This is a genomic window from Nonomuraea purpurea, assembly GCF_042650645.1.
In the GTDB taxonomy this organism is placed as follows: domain Bacteria; phylum Actinomycetota; class Actinomycetes; order Streptosporangiales; family Streptosporangiaceae; genus Nonomuraea; species Nonomuraea purpurea.
The window spans coordinates 1-26,438 of the sequence record NZ_JBHSBI010000026.1; the positions used below are offsets into that span (position 1 = coordinate 1).

Here is a 26,438-nt window from a genome sequence, read left to right on the forward strand (position 1 = left end):
GGTTACATTCCGAACCCGGAAGTTAAGCTTCTTTGCGCCGATGGTACTGCACTCGGGAGGGTGTGGGAGAGTAGGTCGCCGCCGGACAATCTTTAGGAAGGGCTCTCGGCCGTACTGGCTGAGGGCCCTTTCTGCGTTTCGTGGTGGGGGGGTTCCCAGCTTCGGTTTCCGGGGTTGGGGGCCCTCCCTTTTTTGTTGTGGCCGGTCGCCCCTTGCCGGCGGAGACCCGGGACCGGCCCATTTCCGGATCGTCGACTGCCCCAGCAGTCCGCCCGGTCCGCCCTGACTCCCGGGTGACTGCCAACTCTGGACCGCCATTCACTCGGGCTGCCATCAACTCTGGGCCATCCGCCCATCCGACATCCGCCATCTGCCGGGCCGCGCAACCTTACAGTCGGGCCGAGACCTCCACGCGGGTGAGGCGAAAGTGGATTCTCATGCGGGGATCTGGCGAGGTGTCGTGGGTTCCTGTGGGATGGCGGGCCGGGGGAGCTCGTAGGCGAGGTCGGCGAAGACGGTGTCGCTCAGGGTGCGGAGGTGGTCGCGCAGGCTGGCCTCGATCGTCTCCCCTTTCGTCAGTGGGCTGGAGATGGTCCTGGTGTAGCTGAATGCCTTGGTCACCGCGTCAGTGAGCTCTTTGATGCCTTCCTTGCCCTCCGGGGAGCAGAGGGGCCAGAGGCGGGCGATGGCCATGGAGGCGGCCAGGTACTCCGTGCGGGCCTGGCGAATCTTGTCCAGGAGGTCCTCGTCGTCGAGGCGGGCGTTCTTGTCGCTGCGTATGTCGAGCGAGAGGCTGATGGTCAGGCCCAGCTGGAGGACGGCCGACTGTGCTTCGGTGAACGCCGGCGCAGTTCGTTGGCGAAGGCATCCTGACGTTCGGCGCTGCGCTGCTCGGCCGCGGTCCTGCGGGCCTGCGGGCCTGCTTGGCCTTCGCCCTCTCCGTCATCAGTGACCAGCCGGCGCCCGACATCGCGGCCAGGACGGCGCTTGAGCCGGTGATGAGCGCCACGAGGGCTGTGTCTGTGACCAAGGGCTCTCCACACTTTCGGGCCGAAGATGGCTGGGTTGAAGAAGACGGTGGCTGACGTCGGCCTTCCCCCGTCTGCCTGTCGTTGGGCTCCGCATGCGAGGGTTCCTTGAGGGGTGAGGTCGGGATGGGGCGAGCCGGTTCCGGGGGGATCTGCTCGTCTGCCGATCAGCCCCTGCGGTGCGTCGTCGTCAGGGCAGCGGGATGCCCGCGATTGGAGATCGGCAAACCGCGACGCATCGGGTCGGAGAACTGCGATGACTGTCGCTCCGGGCCGAACCGGGGTGGTCTGCTTGCGCCTCCGAGCGTGAGGAAGCTGATCGTTTTGTCGGACGTGTATGTGATCATCATGGAAGTTTCCGCGGTGAGGACCGCCCAAGAGGAGATTCGCCATGAGCACGCCCCTGGACCTGTACGAGATTTCTCGGCTGACGGACGATGGCTGGCTGTCGTCAGCCGCGCGGGCGAGCCGGTCGTCTACGACGTTCCCTCCTTGTCCGAGCGGCTGCGCGTGCACCCCCCCCGCCTCGGTTTCGGCGTTGTTCGGCGGGGACAAGGCGGTCGGCTCGTGAAACGTGACGGGATGTCGTGCCCGCGCCGTTCGCAGGACCGCCGACCGGCTCCGGCGGGCTGCGAAGATCACGCCGACCGCAGTGCGGTGTTCGCCGCAGGATGGTTCCCAGGGAGGGCCGGGCGGGGTGCTCAGCCGTTGGCGGCTGGTCACGATCCGATAACTCCGTTAGACGTGCAGGGTGCCGGAGAAGATGGTGACGGCGTGGCCGGACAGGTGGACGCGGTCCCCTGCGTGCCGGACGTGGACGATGCCGCCTCTGGGCGAGAGCTGGGCGCCGACGAGGGAATCCCGTCCCAGGCGGGCCGACCAGTACGGGGACAGGGCGCAGTGGGCCGAGCCTGTCACCGGGTCTTCGGGTACGCCGACGTTCGGGGCGAAGAAGCGGGAGACGAAGTCGGTCTCCGTGCCGGGGGCGGTGACGATGACGCCTCGGGCGTCCACGGCGGTCAGCGCCGCGATATCGGGCGACAGAGTGCGTACCGTTTCCTCCGAATCGACCTCGATCAGCAGGTCGAGGTGGCTTTTTCCGACCCGCAGCGGGGTGACGCCGAGTGCTTTCTCCAAGCCGTCGGGAACGGGTGAGGGGGTCACCTCCTTGGCCGGGAAATCCATTGTGATCATGCCGTCGGGCAGGTGATTCACGGTTAGCGTGCCACCGGCCGTCTGGAATTCGACCGGGCCGGTTGCCGCGCCCGTCGAATAGAGGATGTGAGCGGTCGCCAAGGTGGCGTGGCCACAGAGAGTGACCTCTACTGTTGGGGTGAACCAGCGAAGGGAATCTCCGAGCAGGAAGGCGGTCTCGGAGTGCTTGAGTTCTGCGGCTACGCTCCGCATCCATCGATCGTTAACCGGACTCTCCAGCAGGCAGACTCCCGCGGGATTACCCTTGAAAGCCGTGCCGGTGAAGGCGTCCACGGTGAAGAGCCGCATGGGGCCGATGCTATACGGGGGCGGATATCCAGCTGCAAGCGGGTTGCAAGCCGTACAAAATGGAATTAGGGCTGGGCGTGTCGCGTGGCGAATGCGGAATCGTCGGTTACCGTCCAATGTGTAGGGACGTGCCGATTACGGTGAGTTCCTGAGGAAAGGACAAGCCGATGGGGGCAGTGCGCAAGGTGGTGAGCTACCTTGGCCTGAGCGGGGTCGATCACTACGACGAGGGCTATGACGACGACGAGCACTACGAGGACGAGTACGTCCCCGCGACCGAGCGGGCTGCCAGACGGTGGCGCGCGAACGTCGACTCGTCACGCATCGTGATGGTCCAGCCGCTCAAGTACAACGACGCGCCGTTGATCGGTCAGCACTTCCGTGACGGCCAGACGGTGATCATGGACGTCACGGGCATGTCCATGCCTGAGGCGACGAGAATGGTCGACTTCGCCGCCGGGCTGGCGTTCGGTTGCGAGGGCCGGATCGAGCGGATCGCCGAGCGGGTCTTCCTGCTGGCTCCGGCGCACGTGGAGATCGAGACCACCTGAGCGCGACCTGGGCAGGGCACCCAGAACCAGGTCAGGAAGCGCGCGGGCCGCGACGGACGAGCCGGGTCAACTCGGCTGCGTCCTCGGCGGCTTGCGTCGCGCGTGCGTCCGATTCGCGGGCGTAGGCGTGCATGGCCCAGACTGCGCCCTCGGCCAGTTCCTTCAGCTCGTTGACCTGGGCGGCCACGTAACGGGCGTCGGCCTCGACGAGCCTGCGGCGTTGCCAGAGCTGCCAGCCGGCCAGGCCGATCATGGCCACGCCGGCCGCTCCGACGATCGCGCTGCTGGTGAGCAGCGCGCCGACCAGGCAGCCGACGCCCGCGACGATGAGCAGCATGGCGGCCCACGGGCGGGCGCGCGGCACGACCCCGTCGGTGATGATGGCCTGCTCCGCCTCGGCCAGCGAGGACTCGTCGGGGCCTTCGGGGCGAAGGTGGATGCGGTGGCCGAGCAGCGGCACGGTGAGCGTGGTGGGCGGTGCCAGGGCGCTGTCGGCCTGGAGTTCCTCGGCCACGCCGCGCAGGATGGGTGCGGCCACGTGCAGCGCGATCGCCGCCAGGTGCGGGTCGGCGCCAGGGCGCAGGTCTTCGAGCAGGTAGGAGTTGAGCGAGGCCATCGGCCCGGCCGGCCCGCCCTGGCCGATCATCGACCGCAGCACGGCCAGCGGCTCGTCTTCGGCCCAGGTGGTGGCGGGGCTGCCGGAGCTGTTGTCGAGTGGGGCGGAGGAGTCGTGCTGGGCCTGCCGCGCGGAGGTGATCTCCGCGCAGCGCCCGCGCAGGCGGGTCAGCCGGGCGGCCGCCACGGCGGGCTTGGCCAGCTCGGGGATCTCGGCCATGTCGGGGAAGTCGACCAGCGACGGCGGCACGACGACGGAGGGCTCGCCCGGCACGAGCGCCTGCACCCACTGCTGCGGGTCGGCGTGCTCCGGCATGGACAGCGCGTCCAGTTTGCGCAGCACGAAGATCTTGCCGGCGGGGCCGAAGGCGCCCCGGGCGGCGGCCAGCCAGAGCGAGCGCTGGCCGTGGGTGACCGGCCGTTCGAGTGACAGCTCGCCGAAGGCCGTGCCGAGCCAGGAGGCGTGGATGCGGCTGCCCTGGCCGGACACGGCGAGGGCCAGGCACAGGAAGAGCGCGGTCTGCTGCTGGTCGCGCCCTGCGGCTCTGCTGAGGGGCTCCAGCGGGTCGTCGCCGGAGAGGATGGCCACCAGGGCCTCGATGGCCGGGGGCAGCCAGTTGCCGGGTACGTCGGGAAAGCCAGGGGCGGTGGGAGGCTCGGTGCCCTTGGCGGCGAGGTGAGCGAGCAGCGCCTCAGCGTAGCGATGCAACTCCGTCGCTGCTGGGGGACTCGCAGTCAGGTCTGTGCTCAAGGCAGAGAACTCCCCCATTTCGGCCTCAATTCATGACCGCGTAAAGCCTAACCGCTGGGGCGCGCCAACGAGGTGAAGACGCGCCCCAGCGGAACGGGAGACTTTGGGTCAACTGCCTGTTACATACGCTCGGGAACAGGGACGCCCAGAAGGTCGAGCCCGGTCTCCAGGACGTCGAGGACCAACGCGCACAGGGCCAGCCGCTGCTTCCTGGTCTCGGCGTCGACGCCCTCCTTGGCCACCGGGCACTCGTCGTAGAACGTGCTGAAGAGGCTGGCGGTCTGGAAGAGGAAGGCGCACAGCCGGTGTGGCTCGGACTCGGCGGTGACCTGGGCGATCGTCTCGCCGAAGCCGAGCACCTGCAGGCCCAGCGCGCGTTCGGCCGGCGCGGCCAGCACGATGGGGCCGCTCGCGTCGGCAGGCTCGACGCCCGCCTTGCGGAAGATGGAGCGGATGCGCGCGGTCGCGTACTGCATGTAGGGGCCGGTGTTGCCGGTGAAGCTGATCATGCGGTCGAAGTCGAGGACGTACTCGCTGTCGTGACTGACCGACAAATCGGCATATTTCACCGCGCCCATGCCGACGGCGTGCGCGATCTCCTTCCGCGTGGCCTCGTCGTAGTCGAGGCCACGCTCGGTGATCGCCGCCTCGGCCCGGTCGACGGCCTCATGCAGCAGGTCCATCAGCTTGACGGACTCACCGGAACGCGTCTTGAACCTGCGCCCGTCCTTGCCCAGCATCATGCCGATCTGGACGTGCTCGGCCGAGACCGACTCGGGCAGCCAGCCCGCCAGCTTCGCTGCGGCGAACACCATCCGGAAGTGCAGCGCCTGATCGGAGCCCACGACGTAGAGGATGCGCTCGGCCTTGAGGTCGTGGACCCGGTAGCGGATCGCGGCCATGTCGGTGGTGGCGTAACCGTAGCCGCCGTCGCTCTTCCTGATGATGAGCGGCAGCGGCTTGTCGTCGGAGCCGGTGAAGCCGGGCGGGAACAGGCAGAGCGCGCCCTCGCTGAGCACCGCGACCCCGGAGGACTCCAGGTCGTCGCAGGTCTTGCCCAACATGGGGTTGTACATGCTCTCGCCGGCCAGATCGGCGTCGGTCAGCGTGACGCCGAGCAGGGCGTAGAGCTTGTTGAAGTAGCGGACGGTGGCGTCCATGAACACGTGCCAGAGCCGCATCGTGGCGGGGTCGCCCGACTGCAGCGTGGTCACCCGCGTCCGTGCGCGCAGCTTGAAGTCGTCGTCGCCGTCGAACTTCGCCCTGGCCGCCTGGTAGAACTCGGTGCCCATGCCGGCCTCGAGCTGCGCGACCGCGGTCTCCTCGCCGATCTCGAGCAGGTGCTCGATGAGCATGCCGAACGGCGTGCCCCAGTCGCCGAGGTGGTTCTGCCTGATCACGGTGTTGCCGAGGTGGGAGTGCAGGCGGGCCAGCGAGTCGCCCACGATCGTGGTGCGCAGGTGGCCGACGTGCATCTCCTTGGCCGCGTTGGGCGCGGAGTAGTCGATCACCACGGTCTGCGACGGCGTGATCGAGCCGACGCCGAGCCGGGGGTCGTCGAGCATGCGCTGGGCCTCGGACTCGATCCACGAGTCTGCGAGGGTGATGTTGAGGAAGCCGGGGCCGCTGACCTCGACTGTGCCCGGGAAATCGGACAACTCCGTTTTGATCGCCTCTGCGACCTCCCGCGGGGCCCGTCGCAGTCGCTTGGCCAGGCTCATCGCGACGTTCGCCTGGAAGTCGGCGAACTGGGAGGGCCGGATCAGCGGATCTGCGTCGGCGTACTCGGAGCCGAACGCGTTGGCCAGCGCCTGCTGGACGCGCTCGGTGAGCACTATCTGCGGGTCGGTCATGGTCTAAGAGTACCGGCGAGCTTGACCGCGGCGCTTATCACAATCGCCGCGACGATCGAGATGCCGACGGCGGTCAGATCGCCCGCGACGCCGCCGGGTTCGAGGGCGAACAACGTCCTGACGAACGGCAGCGTCAGGCCGATCCCGAACAGCGCCGCCATGGAGCCGACCAGGGCCACGCGCCACCAGCTGAGCGGCCTGGCGATCAGCACGAGCACCCACCACGTGGTGAGGAACAGGGTGATCACGGCCGCGGTCTGGCTCTCGACGAGGCTGGTGGCCTCCTGCTGGGCGATCCAGAACGACAGCAGCACGGCCGCCGCGCAGACCACCCCCGCGGGCACGGCGAAGCGCAGCACCCGGCGGACGAACCCGGGCTTGGAGCGTTCGAGCGTGGGCGCGAGCGCGAGGAAGAAGGCGGGGATGCCGATGGTCAGGGCGTTGGTGAGGGTCGTGTGGCGGGGCGCGAACGGGAAGGCCATCCCGGCGGCGCCGACGAGCAGCGACAACATGATCGCGAAGAAGGTCTTGGTGAGGAACAGGTTGGAGACGCGTTCGATGTTGGCCAGCACCCGGCGGCCCTCGCCGACCACGTGCGGCAGTGTGGCGAACTTGTCATCGAGCAGCACCACCTGCGCGACCGCCTTGGTGGCGGGGCTGCCCGCGCCCATCGCGATGCCCAGGTCGGCGTCCTTCAGCGCGAGCACGTCGTTGACGCCGTCGCCGGTCATGGCCACGGTGTGGCCGCGCGCCTGCAGCGCCTTGACGAACGCGCGCTTCTGCCGGGGCGTGACCCGTCCGAAGACGGCGTTGGAGTCGAGTGCCTCGCCGAGCTGCTCGGCGTCGCCGGGCAGGGACCTGGCGTCGATGGCGCGCTCGCCGTCGGGGATTCCCAGGCTCGTCGCGATGGCGGAGACGGCGACCGGGTTGTCGCCGGAGATCACCTTGACCGTCACGCCCTGTTCGGCGAAGTACCGCAGGGTCTGGTGGGCGTCGGGCCTGATGCGCTGTTTGAGGGTGACCAGCGCGACGGGTTTCGCGCTTTCTGTATGGGACAGGCTTTCGGCCTGGCACAACGCGAGCACTCTGGCGCCGGTGGTGGCCAGCTCGGCGGCCCTGTCGTAGCCGTCGCCGCCGTCGAGCAGCACGTCGGGAGCTCCGAGCAGCCACGTGCCGCGTTCGCCGAAGTCGGCGCCGCTCCATTTGCGCGCCGAGGAGAACGGCACGCTCTCGGCCGCCGTCCACCCGTCGGGGACCTCGGGGTAGTGGGCCCTGATGGCCTGGGCGGTGGCGTTGGGCTGGTGGTCGACGTGGGCGAGGGCGGCCAGCGCGGCGTCGACCGGCTGACTGTCACCCAGCGGCAGCACCTGGTCGAGGTCCATCCCGCCGGCGGTGAGCGTGCCCGTCTTGTCCAGGCACAGCACGTCCACCCTGGCCAGGCCCTCGATCGCGGGCAGCTCCTGGACCAGGCACCTGCGCCGGCCCAGCCGGACGACGCCGACGGCGAACGCGATCGAGGTCATCAGCACCAGACCCTCGGGGATCATGGTGACGATGCCGGCGACGGCGCCCGTGAGCGCGGTGCCGAAGTCGGCGGAGCTGCGGAGCTGGCTGTAGATCAGCAGGGCGCCGATGGGGACGACCAGCCAGGTGATGTACTTGATGAAGTTCGCCACGCCTTCACGCAGCTCGGAGTGGGCCAGGTGGAACTTGCTCGCCTCTTCCGCGAGCTTGACCGCGTACGCGTCGGTGCCGACCTTCGTGGCCACGAACGCGCCCGAGCCCGCCACCGCGAAGCTGCCCGACAGGACGGGGTCGCCCGGCTGCTTGTGCACGGGGTCGGCCTCGCCGGTCAGCAGCGACTCGTCCACCTCCAGCCCGTTGGACTCGATCACCTCGCCGTCGACGAGCAGGCGGTCGCCCGGGCCGAGCAGGATCAGGTCGCCCAGCACCAGCCGGTGGGGCTCGATCGAGCGCTCCTCGCCGTCGCGCCGGACTCTGACGGGGGCCTCGTTGATCACCGCGAGCTTGTCGAGCGTGCGCTTGGCGCGTAATTCCTGGATGATGCCGATCAGCGCGTTGGCCACCATGATCAGCCCGAACGCGCCGTCCTGCCACTCGCCGAAGATCAGGATCAGCGCCCAGAGCACGCCGATGACCAGGTTGAACAGGGTGAAGACGTTCGCCCTGATGATGGCGCTCAGCGATCTGCTCGACCGCCGAGGGACGTCGTTGGTCTTCGCCTGCGCCACCTGCGCTGATGTGAGCCCTTGGGCCATCGGGACCAGCCCGTCCACAAAGCCCCCTGTTTCTGTGGATCGGTCTCACACCCTATGGGGTCACCAGAGCCGATGGGAGCGATGTGTGGCGGCAATCCTGTCGGCGATGCCTGAGACGATCCCGCCGGCCGACAGGTCGGCGGCGAGTTTGCAGGCCGCGCTGATGCCCTGGGCCTTGGAGGAGCCGTGGGCGATGACGACCGTGCCGTTGAGGCCGAGCAGCACCGCTCCGCCGTACGCCTCCGCGTCGAGGCGGCGGCGCAGCTCGCGGACGCGTGAGCGCTGCATGGCGGCGCCGAGCCTGGCCAGCCTGCTCTCGCTGAGGGTCTCGCGCAGTTCGTCGAAGGCGTAGCGGACCGCGCCCTCCATGGTCTTGAGCGCCACGTTGCCGGTGAACCCGTCGGTGGTGATCACGTCGACCTTTCCCGCCAGCAGGTCGTGGCCCTCGACGTTGCCCGCGAAGGTGAGACCGGGGGAGCCCTGCAACAGCTCGTGGGCGCGTTTGACCAGTTTGTTGCCCTTCTCCGGCTCGCTGCCGATGGTGAGCAGGCCGACCCTGGGGTCCTCGATGCCGTGGGCCAGCTCGGCGTAGGCCGCTCCCAGGTGCGCGAACTGCACCAGCATCTCCGGCTTGACTTCGGCGTTGGCGCCGGCGTCGAGCAGCAGGGCCGGTGTCGGGCGGGTGGGCAGGGCGACGGCTATGGCGGGCCGCAGCACGCCCTGCTGGGCTTTGAGCCGGAGTCTGCCGGTGGCCACGATGCCCGCGGTCGAGCCGGCCGACACGACGGCGCTCGCGTCGCCGCGGCGTACGAGGTGGCAGGCGATCGCGATGCTGGAGCGCGGCCGGCGCAGGCTGGCCAGCGCGCCCTCGTTCATCTCCAGGGCCTCCTCGGCCCGGACGATCGGGACCTCCTTGGTGGCGTCGTGGTCGGCCAGCGCCTCGTAGAGCACGCGCGGCGCGCCGACGAGCACGACGGAAAGGCCGCGCTCGCGCACGGCGTGCACGGCTCCGGCCACGATCTCGTGGGGTGCGTGGTCGCCGCCCATGGCGTCGAGCGCGATGGGCCTGCTGTCGGACAATGCTCACCTCGTACGGCATCGAGCCCGCCGCCACACGCGGGCTCGGTGTGTCCGCATCACAGGCAAGGCCGGTGTCAGGTTAACCGGCGGGTAGGCCATGTTGGTTCCCGGCCTGGTCCGATCCACTCGCGTGGGGCCTCAGTGCAGGTTCCAGTCGGCCTTTCCGCGCGACACGATCACCTTGGAGAACTTGGACGCGCCCGTGATCCGGATCAGTGGCCCGTCGGCCTGGGAGCCCCCGGTCACGTTGCGCTTGCCGAACATGGAGCTGCCCTCGTCGATCACATGGGCGTTGTCGGGCACGCGCACGATCATCTTGCTGAACCACGCGTCGGTCTCGATCGTGATCTCGCGGCCCGGCAGCACGGCCTCGGACAGGTCGATGATGAGCGCGCCGAACCTGGCCGACAGCCGGGTCTGGCGGGAGGCCACCCAGCGGCCCTTACGCACGATCTTGCTGAACTTCGAGTCGATGACCTGGCCTTCTATGGCTGCGGGTACGTTTGACGCGGACACATCGGGCAAGTCTCGGGTGAGGGGCACGAGTTCGCCGACCGTTGTGGCCGTGTAGGCGAGATCGAGGCGGTCGGCGTGCTCGACGCTGGTGAGTCGGCCTGTGGCGAGGGCCTCACTCAGCACCGCGGCCACGCGGTCGCGGTCGGCGTCTGAGGCGCGCAGCTCGGGTTGGTTTGTCACAGTGAACGAGTCTATGACGAATCAAGATATGTCGCGAGTGTCGGTGAACCTGAGGGAAATCTTGGAGCCCAGTGGAACCAGTGACGGCGGTGACAACGTCCGGGTATTAAGGACCGTAGACGCGCGGCAGGCTCGTGAGGTTTACACCTGATCGAACAAAAAAGATGGGAAAGGCCTAGTGATCTTGAACCAGGCAGGTACTCGACGCTTCAAGGCGTACACGTCCAAGCATCTCGACGAGCTCCTGCGGCGGGCGGGGCTCGGGGATGAGGAGCGGCTGAAGGTCCGCGCCGTCGCGACGGTGCTGCCGTTCCGGACCAACGCCTACGTCGTCGATGAACTCATAGATTGGTCGGCCGCGCCCGACGATCCCATTTACCGGCTCGTCTTCCCGCAGCAGGACATGCTGCCGCAGGCGGACGTCGCCCGGCTGGCCGACCTGCTCAAGGCCGAGGCGCCGAACGCCGAGATCCAGGCCGAGGCAAACCGTGTACGGGCACAGCTCAATCCTCACCCTGCCGGTCAGAAGGAGCTCAACGTCCCGAAGCTGGGCGACGAGCCGGTGCCCGGCATGCAGCACAAATATGCGGAGACCGTGCTCTTCTTCCCCAAGCAGGGGCAGACCTGTCACGCGTACTGCACCTATTGCTTCAGATGGGCGCAGTTCGTGGGCAACGCGGACCTCAAGTTCGCATCCGACGACATCGATCAGATGGTGTCCTACATCCGCCAGCATCCCGAGGTCACCAGCGTGCTGATCACCGGCGGCGATGCGATGATCATGGGTGAGCCGGTCATCAGGCGATATATCGATCCTTTGCTGGAACTGGAGCAGCTCGAATCCATCAGGATCGGCACAAAGGCGCTGGCCTACTGGCCGCAGCGCTTCACCACGGACCCCGACGCCGACGCCACGCTCGGCCTCTTCGAGGAGGTGGTCGCATCAGGCAAGAACCTCGCGTTCATGGCGCACTTCTCGCATCCGCGCGAGCTGGAGTCGCCGCTGGTCGAGTCGGCGGTCAAGCGCATACTCGGCAGCGGGGCCACGATCAGGACCCAGGCGCCGTTGATCAGGTCCATCAACGACGATCCCGCCGTGTGGTCGTCGATGTGGCGGCGGCAGCTCAGGATGGGGATGATCCCTTATTACATGTTCGTCGAACGTGACACCGGGCCGCAGGACTACTTCGCGGTCCCGCTGGCGCGCGCGTACGAGATCTTCAGGGACGCCTACGCCTCGGTCTCGGGGCTCTGCCGCACGGTGCGGGGGCCGTCGATGTCGGCCACGCCGGGCAAGGTGTGCGTGGACGGCGTCATGGAAGTCGCCGGAGAGCAGGTCTTCCTGCTCCACTTCATCCAGGCGCGCGACCCTTCGCTCGTGGGGCGGCCGTTCTTCGCACGCTACGACCCGACGGCGGTCTGGCTGACGGATCTGCGCCCGGCCTTCGGCGAACGTTTTCCGTTCGAGCCGGCGGAAGCGCTGCTTCCCGCCTGAACGGCGGCGCCGCCGCCCAGTTGATCGGCCGCGCGTCCATCGCGACCGGAAAATCTACGCTCCCGGCCCGTGGCAATTGTTTTCGCGACCCTTTGTTCACGGGCCGCCGGAGTTGGTGTAAGCGCACCCCGTAAGTGCGTGCAATATTGGAAACAAGACCCTCCTATTTCCCGTTTTGTCTCCCCGCTCAACGGTCCTTCTTTACTCGGTAACCGTGCTGCAAACCCCTGCTACATGGGAATTCATGCGCCTGCGGGCGGTCACAGTGAGTGATAGAACTGCTTTCGTAGCTCAGCCGTGACGGCACGCTTCGTGTGGTGCCCATAGCGCGCCCGCCACGGCATTCGGGGGTTATCGATTCGCATTTCCACCGCATTCGAGAGCGATCGATCACGAGCCGGGAAGGCAATCATGAATCGAGTAGTGAAGACGGCCGTCGCCGTCACAGCATTCGGTCTGGCGGCGGCTTTGGCCGTGCCGGCCCAAGCAGACGTTCGTCACAACAACACCAAGCACAACACCTCGCGCAGCGCCACCCTGGGCGACAGCCCCGTGGGCGGCCTCCTCGGCGGTCTGGTCGGAAGCGGCCTGCTGACCGGGCTGCTCGGCGCCACACCCAAGTCGGCCGCGCAGCCGGACGCCCGCATGTCGGAGATCGAGCGCGACCGCGCCAGCGAGGCTGCGGCACGCAAGCAGACCCAGGCAGAAGAGGCCGGCTTCACGGCCAACGCGGCCGAGGACGTCATCAGCGGCGGCGCACCGCTCAGGGAGCTGTCGCCGATCGTCGGCGGGTTCGCACTCGGTCAGGCCGGCCTGGCCAAGTCGCTGCCCGTGCTGGGCGCGGCCCGCATGGCGCAGCCCGCCACCCCCGCCGTCAAGGGCGGGGCCGCCTCCCAGAACACGGACGTGTACGGCTCGGTCAGCGGCCTGGTCGACTCGTCCATCGGGGGCACGATGTTCGGCTGGTCCTCCGGCCGCCTGCTGCCGGAGAGCGGCAACGGCCTCATGAACACCGGCAACGCCACGGTCGGCAAGACCGCCAAGGGCTTCGAGTCCCTGTCGGCCGAGACCGCCCTGGGCGGGCTCAGCTCGACCGCCAAGCGCACGCTGCCGCGCGTCACCAGCAGTGAGCTGGCCCCGGTGGTCGGCCAGGTGGCGCCGAAGGAGGTCGCGCCCGTCGTCGAGGCGCTGCCCGGCACCACCCAGACCGCCTCCGCCGAGGAGCTCAAGCCGATCGTCAAGGACGCCTCGACCTTCGTCGAGACCAACGGCTACAAGGCCGCCGACCGCTACGGCGACGTGATGGTGGCCCTCGGCTGGTCCTCCGAGTCGCTGGCCGGCTCGGTGCGGGAGTCCTGGAAGCGCGACTGAGGCGCCGCGTCGCGAGCAGGCGCTGTGGAACATGACTCGCCGGGAGTCCATTGACTCGCGATGAGTCGACATGACGGTTCGCGGGCGTCCTAGGTGCCGACGCCCGGCGGTCCCGCCCCTATGAACGATGACACCGCGATGAGCGGGACGTCGTCACGGGCGAAATGCCGTCACAAACCAATGTGGCCGGCCGATGGTGCGCTCAAAGGTGCCGAGCGCCCGGCTGTGATTTCAAGGCCGCAACTGTGATCTCAAGGCCGCGTGGCCTTGATGATCGGGCCCGGACGGACGCGTCCGGGCCCGATTCTCACCGCTTTTCTCACACCGCGCCGCGCTGCAGGGCAGCGGCGTCCCGCCGACCCGGATCTTTCTGGGTCGGCGGCTTTTTTATGATCGTTTTTTACGGTCGCCCAGCCAGACGGCCGAACGCCGTACGTGGCCGGTGGCCTCCAGGGGAACGGCCTCTGACCCGCACATGGCCGGGCGCCGTTACGACGCGCATTCTTGGCCCCCTGAGGCTGACATGCAGGCCGGGAGCGGGACGAAGGGTCAGGGGAGGCGGACGCCTGTGCGGCGGGCTATCTGGGCCTGGAGTCTGGCCATCTGCCAGTGGAGCTCCAGGAGCTGCTCAGCGAGCTGCATTCTCGGGATCTCGGACACGTCCTCGGTGGCCAGGTGGTCGATCGCGGCCGAAAGCTCTCCCATCGCGCGCCCCTACTCCATCACCGTTCCTTGGATCGAATTGACGTTCGAATCTTATCGGAACGGGAGGCTCGCTGTCAGTCATTTACCCCTCGCGTCGCGTGTGTTTCGCCCGCGAGATCGAGTGCGGGCATGACGAAGGGCCGCACCCTTGTGGTGCGGTCGGGGTGGGGGAGGCTCAGCCCTTGTTGTAGGCGGAGATGACTTCCTTCGGGTCGCCGTCCATCCGGATCTTGCCCTTGTGCAGCCAGATGACCCGGTTGCAGGTCTCCTCGATGACCTTGAGGTCGTGGGCCACGAGGAAGACCGTGCCGGCCGACTCGCGGATCTGGCTGATGCGCTCCTGGCTCTTCTTGCGGAACTCGCGGTCGCCGGTGGCCAGGGCCTCGTCGATGAGCAGGACGTCGTGGGTCTTGGCGGAGGAGATGGCGAAGCGCAGGCGGGCGCCCATGCCGGAGGAGTAGGTGGACATGGGGAGCTGGACGAACTCATCGATGCCGGAGAAGTCGACGATGTCCTGGTACTTCTCCCGCACCTCGGCCGGGGTCATGCCCATGGCGTAGCAGCCGAGGACGATGTTGCGCTCGCCGGTCAGCTCGCGCATGAGGGCCGCGTTGACGCCCAGCAGCGAAGGCTGGCCGTCGGTGTAGACGGCGCCCTCGTGGGGCGGCAGCAGGCCCGCGATGGCGCGCAGGAGCGTGGACTTGCCCGAGCCGTTGCGGCCCACGATGCCGATGGCGTCGCCGTGATAGGCCACGAAGGTCACGCCCTTGACCGCGTGGACCTCTTTCATCTGCGGACGGCCCTGACGCTTGAGAAGGCGCGTGAGGGCGTTGACCGCGTTGCCCTTCTCGCTGTCGGAGGCCGCGCCGTAGACGCGGTAGACGATGTGGAGGTCGTCGACGATGACAGTCGGAGTGCCCGTGGGGACGTCGAGTGGCCGTTTGCCCGTGGGCTCCGGCTTGGGATGCACCTTGACATCCTTGCCGGGGACGGCGGGCTTCTCGCCCTTCACCTGTGACAGCTCCTTGGTCAGTTCAGCCACGCCCGTACCTCTCCTCGGACCGCCAGAAGTACCAGAAGCCGAAGCCGAGAGCGAACACCGCCCAGAATACGCAAGACATCCACACCAATGGGGGTGGGTGGTGGCCGAACTCCGGATTGTGCGTCGAGATCAGGATCTCCCGCATCCACTCGATGAAGGAAGCGGCGGGATTGAGATACATCAGGTTGGCCACCCACTGAGGCAACTCTGCGGACTCGACGACTTTGTCTTGGATGGAGAAGAAGACGCCTGAGGCGTAGAGCCAGGTGCGGGTGATGAAGGGCAGCAACTGGTTGAGGTCGCGCAGCGTGGCGCCCATCCTGGCCACGATCAGCCCAGCGCCGATGTTGAACATCGTCTGCAGCAGCAGGACCACCGGGATCATGAGCCAGAACCAGGTGGGCCACTCGCCGGTGGCCGCCACGATGGCGAGGAGCACGCTCATCGAGATGGCGAGCTGCTGCAACTCCTGGATCGTGTAGGCCAGCGGGAGCGAGGCGCGGGGGAAGTGGAGCGCCCGGATCAGCGAGAGGTTGCCCGAGATCGACTTGGCGCCCACGGTGACCGTGCGCTGCGTGAAGGTGAAGACGAACATCCCGGTCAGCAGGAACGCGGGGTAGTTCTCGATGTCCTTGGCACCGCCCAGGATGACGCCGAACATCAGGAAGTAGATCCCGGCGTTCAGCAGTGGCGTCAGGACCTGCCAGAGCTGACCCAGGGCCGAGTTGGAGTACTTCGAGACGTTGCGTGAGGTCGCGTACGTCAGGATGAAGTGACGCCGCTCGTAGAGCTGGCGCACGTAGACAGGAAACCTCGGCCGCGCGATGGCACGGCGAAGTCCGTATCTCTTGGCGAGCTTGGCCAGCGGCTCCTGCCCGCTTCGGCCGCCCGCCTGGGCGTCCGCGACAGCGGATTCCGGCTGGCTCATGGCAAGGACTCTATTGGATCCCGGTCGGTGAGGTGCCTGTCGCGCGGGTCGGCGACAGTCGGTTGGACGGGGTCTTCGGACGCCGGGTTTCAAGGCGCCGTCAAGACCTGCTCAACCGTAGCCCAGCGAGCCGGGGTGTGGTGGCAAGGGCGCGACCACTCTCCTGTAGGGGGTACTTTTCACCGGCTGTTCACGTCCAGGCTGCACCTGTGAGCGGTCTTTTGTACTATTTGATCCACATTGCCCCAAATGTCTGTGACGCTGGTTTGGCACACGTGTGACCGAACTGCAACGCGCCAGAGACTCCCTGGTGGCAAGTAGTAAGGGATAGTCGCGATCGACTGGCAGGGCGTCGGCTGGTTTGACCATGTCAGCCAAATCCGGGGGGAGACCAGGAACCTCCCGTCAGGCTGCTCACGATCACCGCAGCTCAGCGCTTACGCCCACTGTAGAGGGAGGAATTTCTTTCACCATGCGTGTTACTAAGGGCGCACAGATCGTCGCCGGTACCGCGCTGCTCGCCCTCGCGGTTGCCGCGTGTGGCGGCGGTGCCTCGGACAACGGTGGTACTGCCGCGGGCGGCGCGGAAACGCCGGTCCGCATGGAGCTCGGTGAGCCCCAGGAGCTTCTGGTCCCGTCCAACACCACGGAGTCCGAGGGCTCCGAGGCCCTGGCCGCTGTGTTCGAGCCTCTCGTCAACTACGACGAGAACAAGAACGCCGTCGAGGCCGCTGCCGCCTCGATCGAGAGCTCCGACCAGAAGGTTTGGACGATCAAGCTCAAGCCTGGCTACACCTGGCACAACGGTGAGCCGCTTGTCGCGCAGAACTACGTGGACGCGTGGAACTACGCGGCCAACCAGGAGAACGCCCAGGGTGCCGGGTACTTCTTCCAGCGCGTCGACGGCTTCGCCGACCTCAACCCCGGTGAGGGCAAGCCGGTCACCACGAAGACCATGAAGGGCCTCAAGGCCGTTGACGACACGACGCTCGAGGTCACCCTCGCGGCGCCGTTCTCGCAGTTCAAGGTCATGCTCGGCTACACCGCGTTCTACCCGCTGCCCAAGGCCGCCTTCGGCAGCGACGGCAAGGTGACGCAGGCGTACGGCGAGCAGCCCATCGGCCAGGGCCTGTTCAAGCTGGACAAGCCCTACAGGAAGGGCACCGACCAGAGCATCGACCTGACGGTGTACGACAAGTACCCGGGCAAGAAGCCGTCGAACTGGACCAAGCTCCAGTTCAAGATCTACACCGACTCCGACGTCGCCTTCAACGACCTCCAGGCCGACAACCTGGACATCCACGACTCCCTCGGCCCTGCCTCGATCGCCACCGCCAAGTCCACCCTCGGTGAGCGTTACCAGGACCAGCCGGACGCCGGCGTCGGCTACATCGGCGTTCCGCTCAAGTACAACCCCGAGCTGAACAAGGTCGACGTCCGCAAGGCCATCTCGATGGCCATCGACAGGAAGACCATCTCCGACACGGTCTTCTCCGGCACCCGCTCGCCGGCCGACGACTTCATCAACCCGGCCATCGCGGGCTACCGCCAGGGCGCCTGCAAGGCCTGCACCTACAACCCGGCCGAGGCCAAGAAGCTCTACGACGCCGCCGGCGGCCCCAAGACGCTCGAGATCGGCTACAACGCCGACGGTGCGCACAAGGAGTGGATCGAGGCCATCGCGAACAACCTGCGGGCCAACCTGGGTATCGACGCGACCGCCAAGCCGTTCGAGAAGTTCGCCACCATCCTGGACGAGCTGGACTCCAAGAAGTACAAGGGCCTGTTCCGCATGGGCTGGGCCATCGACTACCCGTCCGCCGAGAACTACCTGGCGCCGATCTTCAGCACCGGCGCCATCGCGAACGGGTCCAACTACGGCGGCTACTCCAACAAGAAGTTCGACGACCTGATCGCCCAGGGCGACCAGGCGTCGTCGGTGGAGGAGGGCCTGAAGTTCTACCAGCAGGCCGACGACATCCTCAACGAGGAGCTGCCCTACATCCCGGTGTACTTCTACCGGAACAACTCCGGCTACTCGACGAAGGTCAAGAACGTCCACATCAACCTGCTCAACCAGGTCGAGTGGGCCAACGTCGAGAAGGTCTGACGATTGTTCCCGGGGGCGGGCGGGTGACGTCCGTCCCCGTGAGGTAAGCGTGGGGGCAGTCTCTTTCGACCGGGAACCCCTAAGGTCGAGGGACTGCCTTCTTCGCGTGTACGGGAGGCTTAAATGGGCCGATACATCATCAGGCGCCTGCTGCAGGCGATACCTGTGCTGTTGGGCTCCACCCTGCTCATCTTCACCATCGTCTTCGCGCTCCCTGGTGACCCCATCGCGGCGCTGGCCGGCGAGAAGCGGGCGGACCCCAACATCGTCGCGATCCTTCGCGAGCAATACCATCTCAACGACCCGCTGCTGCTCCAGTACTGGTACTACATCAGCGGCGTCCTTTTCCGGGCGGACTTCGGCGTCACGTTCGCCGACATCCCCGTGTCCCAGATCATGGCCGGGAAGTTCCAGGTGACGCTGAACCTGGCGCTCACCGCCCTGATCATCGAGGCGGTCATCGGCGTCGGGCTCGGCCTGTGGGCGGCGCTGCGCCGCGGCCAGGCCATCGACACCCTGATCCTCGCCGCGACGCTGCTGCTGATCTCGGTGCCGACCCTGGTGTCCGGCTTCGTGCTGCAGTTCATCCTGGGTGTGAAGCTCAAGCAGTGGACGGGGCTCGACATCTTCCCGATCGCGGGCATCACCAACGGCTGGCGCAGCTATTTGCTGCCCGGCTTCGTGCTCGCGGGCGTGTCGATCGCCTATCTCACCCGTCTGACCAGGACCAGCCTGGCCGAGACACTACGGGCCGACTTCATCAGGACGGCCACCGCCAAGGGTCTGTCACGCCGGCGCGTGGTCGGCAGACATGCCCTGCGCAACGCGCTGATCCCGCTCGTCACGTTCCTGGGCGCCGACCTCGGCAACCTCATGGGCGGGGCGGTGATCACCGAGCGAATCTTCAACCTGCCGGGCATCGGCAACCAGCTCTTCAACTCGGTGTATCTGCGAGAACAGTCCGTCGTGGTCGGTATCGTGACAATCCTGGTGCTGATTTACATCCTGGCCAACCTGGCCGTCGATGTGATGTACGCAGTGCTCGACCCGAGGATCCGCTATGAGTGACATCCAGCCGGGCGGACCCGTCATCGCCCCCGAGGAAAACCCCGTCCCCGCGTCGCAGCAGAACGTCAAGGCGGCCAAGCCGGCCAGCCTGTGGACGGACGCCTGGCACGACCTACGGCGCAACCCCGTCTTCATCATCTCCTGCGGCATCATCGCCGTGCTGGTGGTGATGGCGGTGTGGCCGTCGTTGTTCAGCCCGCTCGACCCGTTCGACGCCAGGACCTGCGATCTGGTCACCGCCAGGCAGGGGCCCAGCAACGGCCACCCGTTCGGCCGTGACAACCTGGGCTGCGACCTGTACGCCCGGACGGTCTACGGCGCGGCCAACTCGCTGGTGATCGGCATCAGCACCACGATCGCGGCCGCGATCATCGGCGGACTGGCCGGTCTCGTCGCCGGTTTCTTCGGCGGCAAGACCGACACCGTGGCCTCCCGCATCACCGAGATCTTCTTCGCCATCCCCAGCATCCTGGGCGCCCTGCTGATCGGCTCGACCTTCCGCGACAGCGGGTTCGGCATCTGGCTGGTCGTCGCGGCGCTGACCATCCTGGGCTGGCCGATGACGTTCCGGATCATGCGGGCGGCGGTCATCACCGCCAAGAACCAGGACTTCGTGGTCGCCGCCAAGGCACTCGGAGCCGGTTCCGGACGCATCATGTTTAGACATCTCCTCCCGAACGCGCTGGCCCCCGTGATCGTCATCACGACGATCAACCTCGGCGGGTTCATCGCGGCCGAGGCGGCGCTGTCGTACCTGGGCGTGGGCGTGCCGCCGTCGGAGATCTCCTGGGGCCTGATGATCTCGGACGCGCAGCGCCGGTTCCTCGACGCCCCGCTGCCGTTGATCTTCCCGGCCGTGTTCCTGAGCATCACGGTGCTCGCGTTCATCATGCTGGGCGACGCCGTGCGCGACGCGCTCGACCCGAAGCTCAGGTAAGGGGGGATGAAAGTGAACAAGACGTCGGCAAACGTGTTGCCCGCCGAGGGAGGGCAGGGCGAACACCCGCTGCTGGCGGTCGAGGAGCTGCACGTGGAGTTCCGCACCCGCGCGGGCATCGTGCGGGCCGTGAACGGCGTGAGCTACACGGTCAACCCCGGCGAGACGCTGGCGGTGCTGGGTGAGTCGGGTTCGGGCAAGTCCGTGACCGCTCAGGCGATCATGGGCATCCTCGACATGCCGCCCGCGGTCATCCCCAAGGGGCAGATCCGCTTCAAGGGCACCGATCTGCTCAAGCTTTCCGAAGAGGCCCGTACGCAGGTGCGCGGCCAGCGGATCGCGATGATCTTCCAGGACGCGCTCTCGGCGCTCAACCCGGTCTTCACCGTGGGCTGGCAGATCAGCGAGATGTTCCGGGTGCACCGGGGCATGTCCAAGGCCGAGGCCATGAAGAAGGCCGTCGAGCTGATGGACCGGGTCCGCATCCCGGCGGCCAAGCAGCGGATCAACGACTATCCGCACCAGTTCTCCGGCGGCATGCGGCAGCGCATCATGATCGCCATGTCGATCGCGCTCGACCCCGAGGTGCTGATCGCGGACGAGCCGACCACGGCGCTCGACGTGACCGTCCAGGCCCAGATCATGGAGCTGCTGGCAGAGCTGCAGCGCGAGAGCCAGATGGGTCTCATCCTGATCACGCACGACCTGGGCGTCGTCGCCGACGTGGCCGACAAGATCGCGGTCATGTACGCGGGCCGCATCGTCGAGAACGCCCCCGTGCACGACATCTACAAGGGGCCGGCGCACCCGTACACGAAGGGCCTGCTGGAGTCGATCCCCCGGGTCGACCTCAAGGGCCAGGACCTGTACGCCATCAAGGGGCTGCCGCCCAACCTGCTGGACCTGCCGACGGGCTGCTCGTTCCACCCGCGCTGCCCGTACCGGCAGGACGACTGCGTGACGGACGTGCCGCCGCTCCACGAGATCAGCGGCACGCGGAGCAGCGCCTGCCACTACTGGAGGGAGGTCCTCGATGGCGAGCGGTGACGAGCGCATCCTTGAGGTGCGCGATCTGGTCAAGCACTTCCCGCTGACCCAGGGCATCCTGTTCAAGCGGCAGATCGGCGCGATCAAGGCCGTCGACGGCGTCTCGTTCGACCTGCACAAGGGCGAGACGCTGGGCATCGTGGGCGAGTCGGGCTGCGGCAAGTCCACGCTCGCCAAGGTGCTGATGGCGCTGGAGCGGCCGACGTCGGGGTCGGTGCTGATCAACGGCCAGGACATCGGCAAGGCCAAGGGCGCCGACCTCAAGCGGATGCGCCGCAACATCCAGATGGTCATGCAGGACCCGTACACCTCGCTGAACCCCCGGATGACCGTCGGCGACATCATCGGCGAGCCGTACGAGATCCACACCGAGGTGGCGCCCAAGGGCGGCCGGCGCAAGAAGGTGCAGGAGCTGCTGGAGGTGGTGGGGCTCAACCCCGACCACATCAACCGCTACCCGCACCAGTTCTCCGGCGGTCAGCGGCAGCGCATCGGTATCGCCCGTGGGCTGACGCTCCAGCCCGAGATCATCGTGTGCGACGAGCCGGTGTCGGCGCTGGACGTGTCGATCCAGGCCCAGGTGATCAACCTGCTGGAGCGGCTGCAGAACGAGTTCGACCTGGCCTACATCTTCATCGCCCACGACCTGTCGGTGGTCCGCCACATCTCCGACCGGGTCGGGGTGATGTACCTCGGCAAGTTCGTGGAGATCGGCAAGGACCTCGAGATCTACGACAAGCCCGCGCACCCCTACACGCAGGCGCTGTTGTCGGCGGTGCCCGTGCCCGATCCCGAGGGACGGGAGCAGCGCGAGCGGATCATCCTCCAGGGTGACCCGCCCTCGCCGGCCAACCCGCCTTCCGGCTGCCGGTTCCGTACGCGGTGCTGGAAGGCGCAGGAGATCTGCGCCGAGGAGGAGCCGCTGCTGCAGATCCGGCCGGGCGTCACCCACGACAGTGCCTGTCACTTCGCGGAGACGCACGACGTGGTGCACGTGAGCTGAAACCTGGCGGGCCCTCCGGCGAGTTCCGGAGGGCCCGCGTCAGGTGGTGGCGATCAGGGCGGAGCCGTGGCCGAACAGGCCCTGGTTGGCGGCCAGGCCGACGCGGGCGCCCGGCACCTGGCGGGCTCCCGCACGGCCCCGCAGCTGGGTCGTCAGCTCGCAGAGCTGGGCGATCGCCTGGGCGGGGATGGCCTCGCCGAAGGACGCAAGGCCGCCGGAGGGGTTCACGGGCAGCCGGCCGCCGAGCGCCGTGGCGCCCTCGCGCAGGAGCTTGTCCGCCTCGCCAGGGGCGCACAGGCCGACGTCCTCCATCCAGTCCAGTTCCAGGGCCGTGGACAGGTCGTACACCTCCGCCAGCGAGACGTCCTCCGGCCCGAGCCCGGCCTCCTCGTAGGCGGCGTGGGCGATCGCCGCCCTGAACGGCCTTTCCCGCGGCGGGACGGCGGCGCAGGAGTCCGTGGCGAAGTCCGGCAGCTCCAGGACCGTGTTGGGGAAGGTCGGGGTGACGGTGGAGACGGCGGCCAGGCGTACCAGGGGGCCCGTGGCGCCGTGACGGCGGGCGAAGGACTCCGAGGTCAGCACCACCGCCGCGCCGCCGTCCGAGGTGGCGCAGATGTCCATGAGCCGCAGCGGGTCGGCCACCATGGGGGAGGCCAGCACCTGTTCGGCGGTGACGGTCTCGCGGTAGCGGGCCATCGGGTTGAGCGAGCCGGCCAGCGCGTTCTTGACCTTGACGGCGGCGAAGTCGGCGGTCGTGGTGCCGTGGAGCGCCATGCGGCGGCGGGCGTACAGGGCGAAATAGGCGGGATTGGTGGCGCCGAGGAGGCGGAAGCGGAGCCAGTCGGGGTCGTCCGGCCTGTCGCCGCCCACCGGCTTGAAGAAGCCCTTGGGGGTGGAGTCCGCGCCGACCACGAGGGCCACGTCGCACAGCCCCGCCAGGATCCGGGTACGCGCGAGGTCCACGGCCTGCGCTCCCGACGCGCACGCCGCGTAGCAGGAGGCCACCCTGGCCCCCGACCAGCCCAGCGCCCGGGCGTAGGAGGCGCCGGCGACGAAACCCGGATAGCCGTTCCTGATCGTGTCCGCCCCCACCACGAACTGCACGTCCGTCCACGCCACCCTGGCGTCGCGCAGGGCGTCGCGGGCCGCGGCCACGCCGTATTCCAGGAAAGGGCGTCCCTGTTTACCCCACGGGTGCATGCCCGTTCCCAGTACCACGACGCTCATTGGACAGGTCTCCACATCCACACCAACGGCCCGTCGGCCAGGGGGCCCGAGGTGAGCTCCAGTTCCATGCCGACCTCCAGTTCGTTCACCGTCAGGTCCCTGACCTGGCCGAGTACCACGATCCCCACTTCGTCCAGCTCGACCGCGGCCAGTGTCACCGGCACGTAGGGATCCGCCGCCACGAACGGCGCCGGCGGCGGGTAGCAGGCGTTGGTGTACGACCAGACCCGCCCCCGCCTGGGAAGCGTGACCTCCTCCATCGAGTCCCCGTCGCAGCGCGGGTTGGGGCAGAGGTCCCGCCTCGGTGGGAAGCACACGGTGCCGCAGGCCGCGCACCTGGTGCCCAGCAGCGCGACGCCGTCCTCGCCGAGCGCGAACCAGCCCTCGATCGCCATCGTCATACGCAGGAGTATCACACAAGCGCTTGTTAGGTTGAATCCCCGCGCCGCCGGTACATGATGAGCACCCGCGCCGACATCCCCGCCATCAGCAGCAGCAACCCCGCCACCACCGGCGTCCTGGACGCGGGCGCGGGAACGGGCATCGGCCGGCTCCCGCCGACGTAGGGGCCAGGGCGGGCGAGCGCCGATGCCGTGGGAACGTCCATGCGCGCCGCCGCCCGCAGGGCGAGCAGCGCGTTGGCCACGCCGTGCCCGTAGGAGGAGCTGTAACCGTCCGAGGGACGGTGCCTGGTGCCCAGCTCGATGGCCATGCGCACGTGAGCCGGCGACATGCCGGGATGCGCCGACTTGATCAGCGCGGCCACGCCCGCCACCATGGCGGCGGCCGAGCTGGTGCCGTCGCCGACCACGTACGAGTCGCCGCCGTCGGCCGTCACGATCTCCGTGCCGGGGGCCACCACCGACAGGTAGTCCTGCCGGTTGGAGAAGCCGGCCACCTGGAGCCGCTGGTCCACCGCCCCCACGGCGATCACGCCCGGGTAGGCGGCGGGGAAGTTCTTCTTGTTGGCCGCGGCGCCGTCGTTGCCCGAGGAGGCCACCAGCACGATGCCCTTGCCGACGGCGTACTGGACGGCCTCCTCCTCCGAGGCCGACCCCTCCCACGAGCCGCTGCCGCCGCCCAGCGACATGCTGATGACGTCGGCGCCGTGGTCGGCCGCATACCGGATGCCCCTGGCCAGCGCGTCGCGTCCGCCGGAGCGCCGCTGTTCGCGCCGCGGGTCGCCGTTCTCCAGCGTGACGCGTACGGACAGGACCTTGGCCTGGGGCGCCACCCCGACGACGCCGCGTGACGCCCCGTGCCCACGCCCGGCGATCAGGCTGGCCATGGCGGTGCCGTGCTGCCCCCATGGGCCCCTGGCGGCCCCGGTCAGGTCGGGCCCCTGGATCACGGCGCCCTCCAGGTCGGGGTGGTCGCCGTTCACGCCGGTGTCGAGGACGGCCACCAGCACGCCCTCGCCCTTGCTCGACCGCCACGCCTCCGGCAGCCGCATCGCGCCGAGCTGCCACTGCCCGGCGCGCGCGACCTCGCCCACGTCGTCGGAGGCGCTCGTCGGCGCGAGCCCGAGCACGAACGCGGCCGTCAGCACGGGCACGAGGAGCCCCCTCATGGGGCCGGCACCCGGGACGGCGCCATCGCGAGCGAGCGCGACCGCCCGCCGGGGAAGGTCGTGGGGGCGATCACGGCGCACGTCACCCGCGCCCTCCAGGGGCTCGGGCCGGCGGACATTATGAAGATGTGCACGGCGGACAGTTGGTACACGTCAACCTCGAACGGGAGGGGAGGGGCGCCCGATCTGCCCGTGCATTCTGACACGAGGGGGTCGGTGCAATCCGACGCTTCAGTAAACAGGCCGATACGTGGAGTAATTCCTATCTGCGGCCTTCGTCCAAAGAAGTCGGTGAAAGTCGGACATGTGAGCCAGGAGGGAGCGGGATGGTCCAGGCGAGAACCGCCACGCCGCGACTGTACGTCTCTCAATCCGCCGTGAACAGCCGCACTCCGCACATTACGATGGCCACGGGCCGCGTGCGGGCGTGCCGATCGTCGCCCGCCCCTTCCGAGGAGGACACCATGGGAGCACCGCTCAGCGGTGACGATGCCCAGGAGACGTCCCGCCAACCGCTGACAGAACGAGAGCTGGAGCTCCTCGCCTTCGAACGCCAGTGGTGGCGCTACGCGGGCGCGAAGGAGCAGGCCGTCAAGGAGGCCTTCGGGTTCTCCGCCACCCGCTACTACCAGTTGCTCGGCGAGCTGATCGACAGACCGGAGGCGCTGGAGCAAGATCCGATGCTGGTCAAACGGCTGCGCAGGTTACGGTCCACCCGCCAGCGCGACCGAGCGGCCAGAAGGTTTGGCATGCGTCCCTGACCGGCTGGGTACGGCAGCCGCGTGAGGAACATCCCTGGAATGAAAGCGATCTTGAATGATCCGGCGGGCGCCGTGATCGGGCTCGACTTCGACGGCACGCTGTCGCCGATCGTGCCCGATCCCGCCGAGGCCGTGATCCATCCGAAGGCCCCCGCGGTGCTCGCCAGGCTGGGCGCGCGCGTCCGCGCGCTGGCCGTCGTCACCGGCCGGCCCCCTGCCACCGTGCTGGAGCTCGGGCCGGGCCTGGCCGACGTGCCCGGCCTGGTCATCCTCGGCCACTACGGCTTCGAACGCTGGGAGAACGGCCGGATCTCCGCCCCGCCCCCGCATCCCGGCGTGCCGCGGGTCGAGGCCGAGCTGCAGCTGCTGCTCGACTCGCTGGGCCTGCGAGAGGTGATGGTGGAGGACAAGGGCCGGGCCGTGGCGGTGCACACCAGACGCGCCCCCGACCCCGGGGCCGCGCTGGCCGCGTTGCGCGAGCCGCTGGCCAAGCTGGCCGACAAGCACGACCTGGTGGTCGAGCCGGGGCGCTTCGTGCTGGAGCTGCGGCCGCCCGGCATGGACAAGGGCCAGGCGCTCAGCCTGTTCCTGACCGAGCGGGCCGCCAGGTCCGTGCTGTTCGCCGGTGACGACCTCGGCGATCTGGCCGCGTTCGAGGCCGTGCGCGCCTGCGGGCTGCCCGGCGTCACCGTGTGCAGCGGCTCGGCCGAGGTGACGGCGCTGACCGAGCTGGCCGACCTCGTGGTGGACGGGCCCGAGGGGGTGGTGGAGTTGCTCGACGAGCTCGCCTCCGCGATCAGCGCCGCGTGACCGGGCGG

At 68.2% G+C, this 26,438-nt stretch carries 23 protein-coding genes and 1 rRNA gene; 11 read left to right on the forward strand and 13 right to left on the reverse strand.

From position 1 onward, the window contains the following. Window positions 1-87: ribosomal RNA gene (gene rrf / locus ACFOY2_RS38360) — 5S ribosomal RNA — on the forward strand; the annotation flags it as partial. A 348-nt stretch (window positions 88-435) separates the two neighbouring features. Here rrf and ACFOY2_RS38365 read toward each other — a convergent pair. Both ACFOY2_RS38365 and ACFOY2_RS38370 read right to left on the reverse strand, forming a co-directional pair. Continuing rightward, window positions 436-693, reverse strand: coding sequence for a hypothetical protein (locus tag ACFOY2_RS38365; RefSeq protein ID WP_379533022.1), 258 nt, complete (start codon window positions 691-693; stop codon window positions 436-438). A gap of 1,073 nt (window positions 694-1,766) precedes the next feature. Further along, on the reverse strand, window positions 1,767-2,531 hold the full coding sequence (locus ACFOY2_RS38370) for a PhzF family phenazine biosynthesis protein (protein ID WP_379533023.1): 765 nt from the start codon (window positions 2,529-2,531) through the stop codon (window positions 1,767-1,769). Window positions 2,532-2,698: 167 nt separating this feature from the next. Here ACFOY2_RS38370 and ACFOY2_RS38375 point away from each other — a divergent pair, with 167 nt between their 5' ends. Then, window positions 2,699-3,082 (forward strand): cell division protein SepF, encoded by a 384-nt coding sequence (locus ACFOY2_RS38375; RefSeq protein ID WP_357832030.1) that lies wholly within the window; start codon window positions 2,699-2,701, stop codon window positions 3,080-3,082. A 31-nt stretch (window positions 3,083-3,113) separates the two neighbouring features. On the opposite strand, the gene ACFOY2_RS38380 is transcribed toward ACFOY2_RS38375, so the two are convergent. The 5 genes from ACFOY2_RS38380 to ACFOY2_RS38400 form a co-directional block, all read right to left on the reverse strand. Continuing rightward, window positions 3,114-4,406 (reverse strand): hypothetical protein, encoded by a 1,293-nt coding sequence (locus ACFOY2_RS38380; protein WP_379533024.1) that lies wholly within the window; start codon window positions 4,404-4,406, stop codon window positions 3,114-3,116. Window positions 4,407-4,567: 161 nt separating this feature from the next. Beyond that, window positions 4,568-6,301, reverse strand: coding sequence for an arginine--tRNA ligase (argS, locus tag ACFOY2_RS38385; RefSeq protein WP_379533025.1), 1,734 nt, complete (start codon window positions 6,299-6,301; stop codon window positions 4,568-4,570). After that, window positions 6,298-8,598 (reverse strand): HAD-IC family P-type ATPase, encoded by a 2,301-nt coding sequence (locus tag ACFOY2_RS38390; RefSeq protein ID WP_379533026.1) that lies wholly within the window; start codon window positions 8,596-8,598, stop codon window positions 6,298-6,300. Before ACFOY2_RS38390 ends, argS begins: the two co-directional genes overlap by 4 nt. A gap of 42 nt (window positions 8,599-8,640) precedes the next feature. Continuing rightward, the gene (plsX, locus tag ACFOY2_RS38395) at window positions 8,641-9,660 is read right to left on the reverse strand and encodes a phosphate acyltransferase PlsX (RefSeq protein WP_379533027.1); all 1,020 of its coding nucleotides are present in this window, start codon (window positions 9,658-9,660) and stop codon (window positions 8,641-8,643) included. 138 nt (window positions 9,661-9,798) lie between these two features. Continuing rightward, the gene (locus ACFOY2_RS38400) at window positions 9,799-10,356 is read right to left on the reverse strand and encodes a DUF1707 SHOCT-like domain-containing protein (RefSeq protein WP_379533028.1); all 558 of its coding nucleotides are present in this window, start codon (window positions 10,354-10,356) and stop codon (window positions 9,799-9,801) included. Window positions 10,357-10,534: 178 nt separating this feature from the next. Between ACFOY2_RS38400 and ACFOY2_RS38405 the strand changes: the two genes are divergently transcribed. Then, on the forward strand, window positions 10,535-11,851 hold the full coding sequence (locus tag ACFOY2_RS38405) for a KamA family radical SAM protein (protein ID WP_379533029.1): 1,317 nt from the start codon (window positions 10,535-10,537) through the stop codon (window positions 11,849-11,851). Window positions 11,852-12,262: 411 nt separating this feature from the next. After that, on the forward strand, window positions 12,263-13,222 hold the full coding sequence (locus ACFOY2_RS38410; protein WP_379533030.1) for a hypothetical protein: 960 nt from the start codon (window positions 12,263-12,265) through the stop codon (window positions 13,220-13,222). Between the two features lie 549 nt (window positions 13,223-13,771). Here ACFOY2_RS38410 and ACFOY2_RS38415 read toward each other — a convergent pair. From ACFOY2_RS38415 to ACFOY2_RS38425, 3 genes are all read right to left on the reverse strand, one after another. After that, window positions 13,772-13,927 (reverse strand): hypothetical protein, encoded by a 156-nt coding sequence (locus ACFOY2_RS38415; RefSeq protein WP_165977444.1) that lies wholly within the window; start codon window positions 13,925-13,927, stop codon window positions 13,772-13,774. 175 nt (window positions 13,928-14,102) lie between these two features. Then, window positions 14,103-14,969: an ABC transporter ATP-binding protein gene (locus ACFOY2_RS38420; protein ID WP_379533031.1), complete on the reverse strand. Its 867-nt coding sequence runs from the start codon at window positions 14,967-14,969 to the stop codon at window positions 14,103-14,105. After that, complete coding sequence (locus ACFOY2_RS38425; RefSeq protein ID WP_379533032.1) at window positions 14,962-15,897, reverse strand: ABC transporter permease; 936 nt, start codon at window positions 15,895-15,897, stop codon at window positions 14,962-14,964. Before ACFOY2_RS38425 ends, ACFOY2_RS38420 begins: the two co-directional genes overlap by 8 nt. A 472-nt stretch (window positions 15,898-16,369) precedes the next feature. Here ACFOY2_RS38425 and ACFOY2_RS38430 point away from each other — a divergent pair, with 472 nt between their 5' ends. The 5 genes from ACFOY2_RS38430 (at window position 16,370) to ACFOY2_RS38450 (ending at window position 22,062) form a co-directional block, all read left to right on the forward strand. Next, a complete protein-coding gene (locus ACFOY2_RS38430) occupies window positions 16,370-18,007 on the forward strand; it encodes a peptide ABC transporter substrate-binding protein (protein ID WP_379533033.1) in 1,638 nt (545 codons plus the stop codon). A gap of 123 nt (window positions 18,008-18,130) precedes the next feature. Beyond that, window positions 18,131-19,075, forward strand: coding sequence for an ABC transporter permease (locus ACFOY2_RS38435; protein WP_379533034.1), 945 nt, complete (start codon window positions 18,131-18,133; stop codon window positions 19,073-19,075). Beyond that, the gene (locus ACFOY2_RS38440) at window positions 19,068-20,012 is read left to right on the forward strand and encodes an ABC transporter permease (RefSeq protein ID WP_379533035.1); all 945 of its coding nucleotides are present in this window, start codon (window positions 19,068-19,070) and stop codon (window positions 20,010-20,012) included. Before ACFOY2_RS38435 ends, ACFOY2_RS38440 begins: the two co-directional genes overlap by 8 nt. Before the next feature lie 12 nt (window positions 20,013-20,024). Then, entirely contained in the window at window positions 20,025-21,059 is a 1,035-nt protein-coding gene (locus ACFOY2_RS38445) for an ABC transporter ATP-binding protein (protein ID WP_379533036.1), read from the forward strand. Further along, window positions 21,046-22,062 (forward strand): ABC transporter ATP-binding protein, encoded by a 1,017-nt coding sequence (locus tag ACFOY2_RS38450; RefSeq protein WP_379533037.1) that lies wholly within the window; start codon window positions 21,046-21,048, stop codon window positions 22,060-22,062. The genes ACFOY2_RS38445 and ACFOY2_RS38450 overlap by 14 nt, the downstream gene beginning before the upstream one ends. Before the next feature lie 39 nt (window positions 22,063-22,101). On the opposite strand, the gene ACFOY2_RS38455 is transcribed toward ACFOY2_RS38450, so the two are convergent. Genes ACFOY2_RS38455 through ACFOY2_RS38465 form a run of 3 tightly spaced genes read right to left on the reverse strand, consistent with a single transcriptional unit; the run spans window position 22,102 to window position 24,859 of the window. Beyond that, window positions 22,102-23,289 (reverse strand): lipid-transfer protein, encoded by a 1,188-nt coding sequence (locus ACFOY2_RS38455; RefSeq protein WP_379533038.1) that lies wholly within the window; start codon window positions 23,287-23,289, stop codon window positions 22,102-22,104. Continuing rightward, the gene (locus ACFOY2_RS38460) at window positions 23,286-23,690 is read right to left on the reverse strand and encodes a Zn-ribbon domain-containing OB-fold protein (RefSeq protein ID WP_379533039.1); all 405 of its coding nucleotides are present in this window, start codon (window positions 23,688-23,690) and stop codon (window positions 23,286-23,288) included. Before ACFOY2_RS38460 ends, ACFOY2_RS38455 begins: the two co-directional genes overlap by 4 nt. A 26-nt stretch (window positions 23,691-23,716) precedes the next feature. Next, the gene (locus tag ACFOY2_RS38465) at window positions 23,717-24,859 is read right to left on the reverse strand and encodes a S8 family serine peptidase (RefSeq protein ID WP_379533040.1); all 1,143 of its coding nucleotides are present in this window, start codon (window positions 24,857-24,859) and stop codon (window positions 23,717-23,719) included. Between the two features lie 464 nt (window positions 24,860-25,323). Here ACFOY2_RS38465 and ACFOY2_RS38470 point away from each other — a divergent pair, with 464 nt between their 5' ends. Next, complete coding sequence (locus ACFOY2_RS38470) at window positions 25,324-25,620, forward strand: DUF3263 domain-containing protein (protein WP_379533041.1); 297 nt, start codon at window positions 25,324-25,326, stop codon at window positions 25,618-25,620. Window positions 25,621-25,659: 39 nt separating this feature from the next. After that, window positions 25,660-26,430 (forward strand): trehalose-phosphatase, encoded by a 771-nt coding sequence (gene otsB / locus ACFOY2_RS38475; protein WP_379533042.1) that lies wholly within the window; start codon window positions 25,660-25,662, stop codon window positions 26,428-26,430. Window positions 26,431-26,438 lie beyond the last annotated feature (8 nt).

Excerpts from the sequence above, each read along its gene's own strand:
- ACFOY2_RS38425 (WP_379533032.1), bottom strand. The coding sequence starts at position 15,897 with ATGAGCCAGCCGGAATCCGCTGTCGCGGACGCCCAGGCGGGCGGCCGA.
- ACFOY2_RS38465 (WP_379533040.1), bottom strand. The coding sequence starts at position 24,859 with ATGAGGGGGCTCCTCGTGCCCGTGCTGACGGCCGCGTTCGTGCTCGGG.
- ACFOY2_RS38430 (WP_379533033.1), top strand. The coding sequence starts at position 16,370 with ATGCGTGTTACTAAGGGCGCACAGATCGTCGCCGGTACCGCGCTGCTC.
- ACFOY2_RS38455 (WP_379533038.1), bottom strand. The coding sequence starts at position 23,289 with ATGAGCGTCGTGGTACTGGGAACGGGCATGCACCCGTGGGGTAAACAG.
- otsB (WP_379533042.1), top strand. The coding sequence starts at position 25,660 with ATGAAAGCGATCTTGAATGATCCGGCGGGCGCCGTGATCGGGCTCGAC.
- ACFOY2_RS38460 (WP_379533039.1), bottom strand. The coding sequence starts at position 23,690 with ATGACGATGGCGATCGAGGGCTGGTTCGCGCTCGGCGAGGACGGCGTC.
- ACFOY2_RS38375 (WP_357832030.1), top strand. The coding sequence starts at position 2,699 with ATGGGGGCAGTGCGCAAGGTGGTGAGCTACCTTGGCCTGAGCGGGGTC.
- ACFOY2_RS38370 (WP_379533023.1), bottom strand. The coding sequence starts at position 2,531 with ATGCGGCTCTTCACCGTGGACGCCTTCACCGGCACGGCTTTCAAGGGT.
- argS (WP_379533025.1), bottom strand. The coding sequence starts at position 6,301 with ATGACCGACCCGCAGATAGTGCTCACCGAGCGCGTCCAGCAGGCGCTG.
- ACFOY2_RS38440 (WP_379533035.1), top strand. The coding sequence starts at position 19,068 with ATGAGTGACATCCAGCCGGGCGGACCCGTCATCGCCCCCGAGGAAAAC.
- ACFOY2_RS38450 (WP_379533037.1), top strand. The coding sequence starts at position 21,046 with ATGGCGAGCGGTGACGAGCGCATCCTTGAGGTGCGCGATCTGGTCAAG.
- ACFOY2_RS38410 (WP_379533030.1), top strand. The coding sequence starts at position 12,263 with ATGAATCGAGTAGTGAAGACGGCCGTCGCCGTCACAGCATTCGGTCTG.
- ACFOY2_RS38415 (WP_165977444.1), bottom strand. The coding sequence starts at position 13,927 with ATGGGAGAGCTTTCGGCCGCGATCGACCACCTGGCCACCGAGGACGTG.
- ACFOY2_RS38365 (WP_379533022.1), bottom strand. The coding sequence starts at position 693 with ATGGCCATCGCCCGCCTCTGGCCCCTCTGCTCCCCGGAGGGCAAGGAA.
- ACFOY2_RS38435 (WP_379533034.1), top strand. The coding sequence starts at position 18,131 with ATGGGCCGATACATCATCAGGCGCCTGCTGCAGGCGATACCTGTGCTG.
- ACFOY2_RS38470 (WP_379533041.1), top strand. The coding sequence starts at position 25,324 with ATGGGAGCACCGCTCAGCGGTGACGATGCCCAGGAGACGTCCCGCCAA.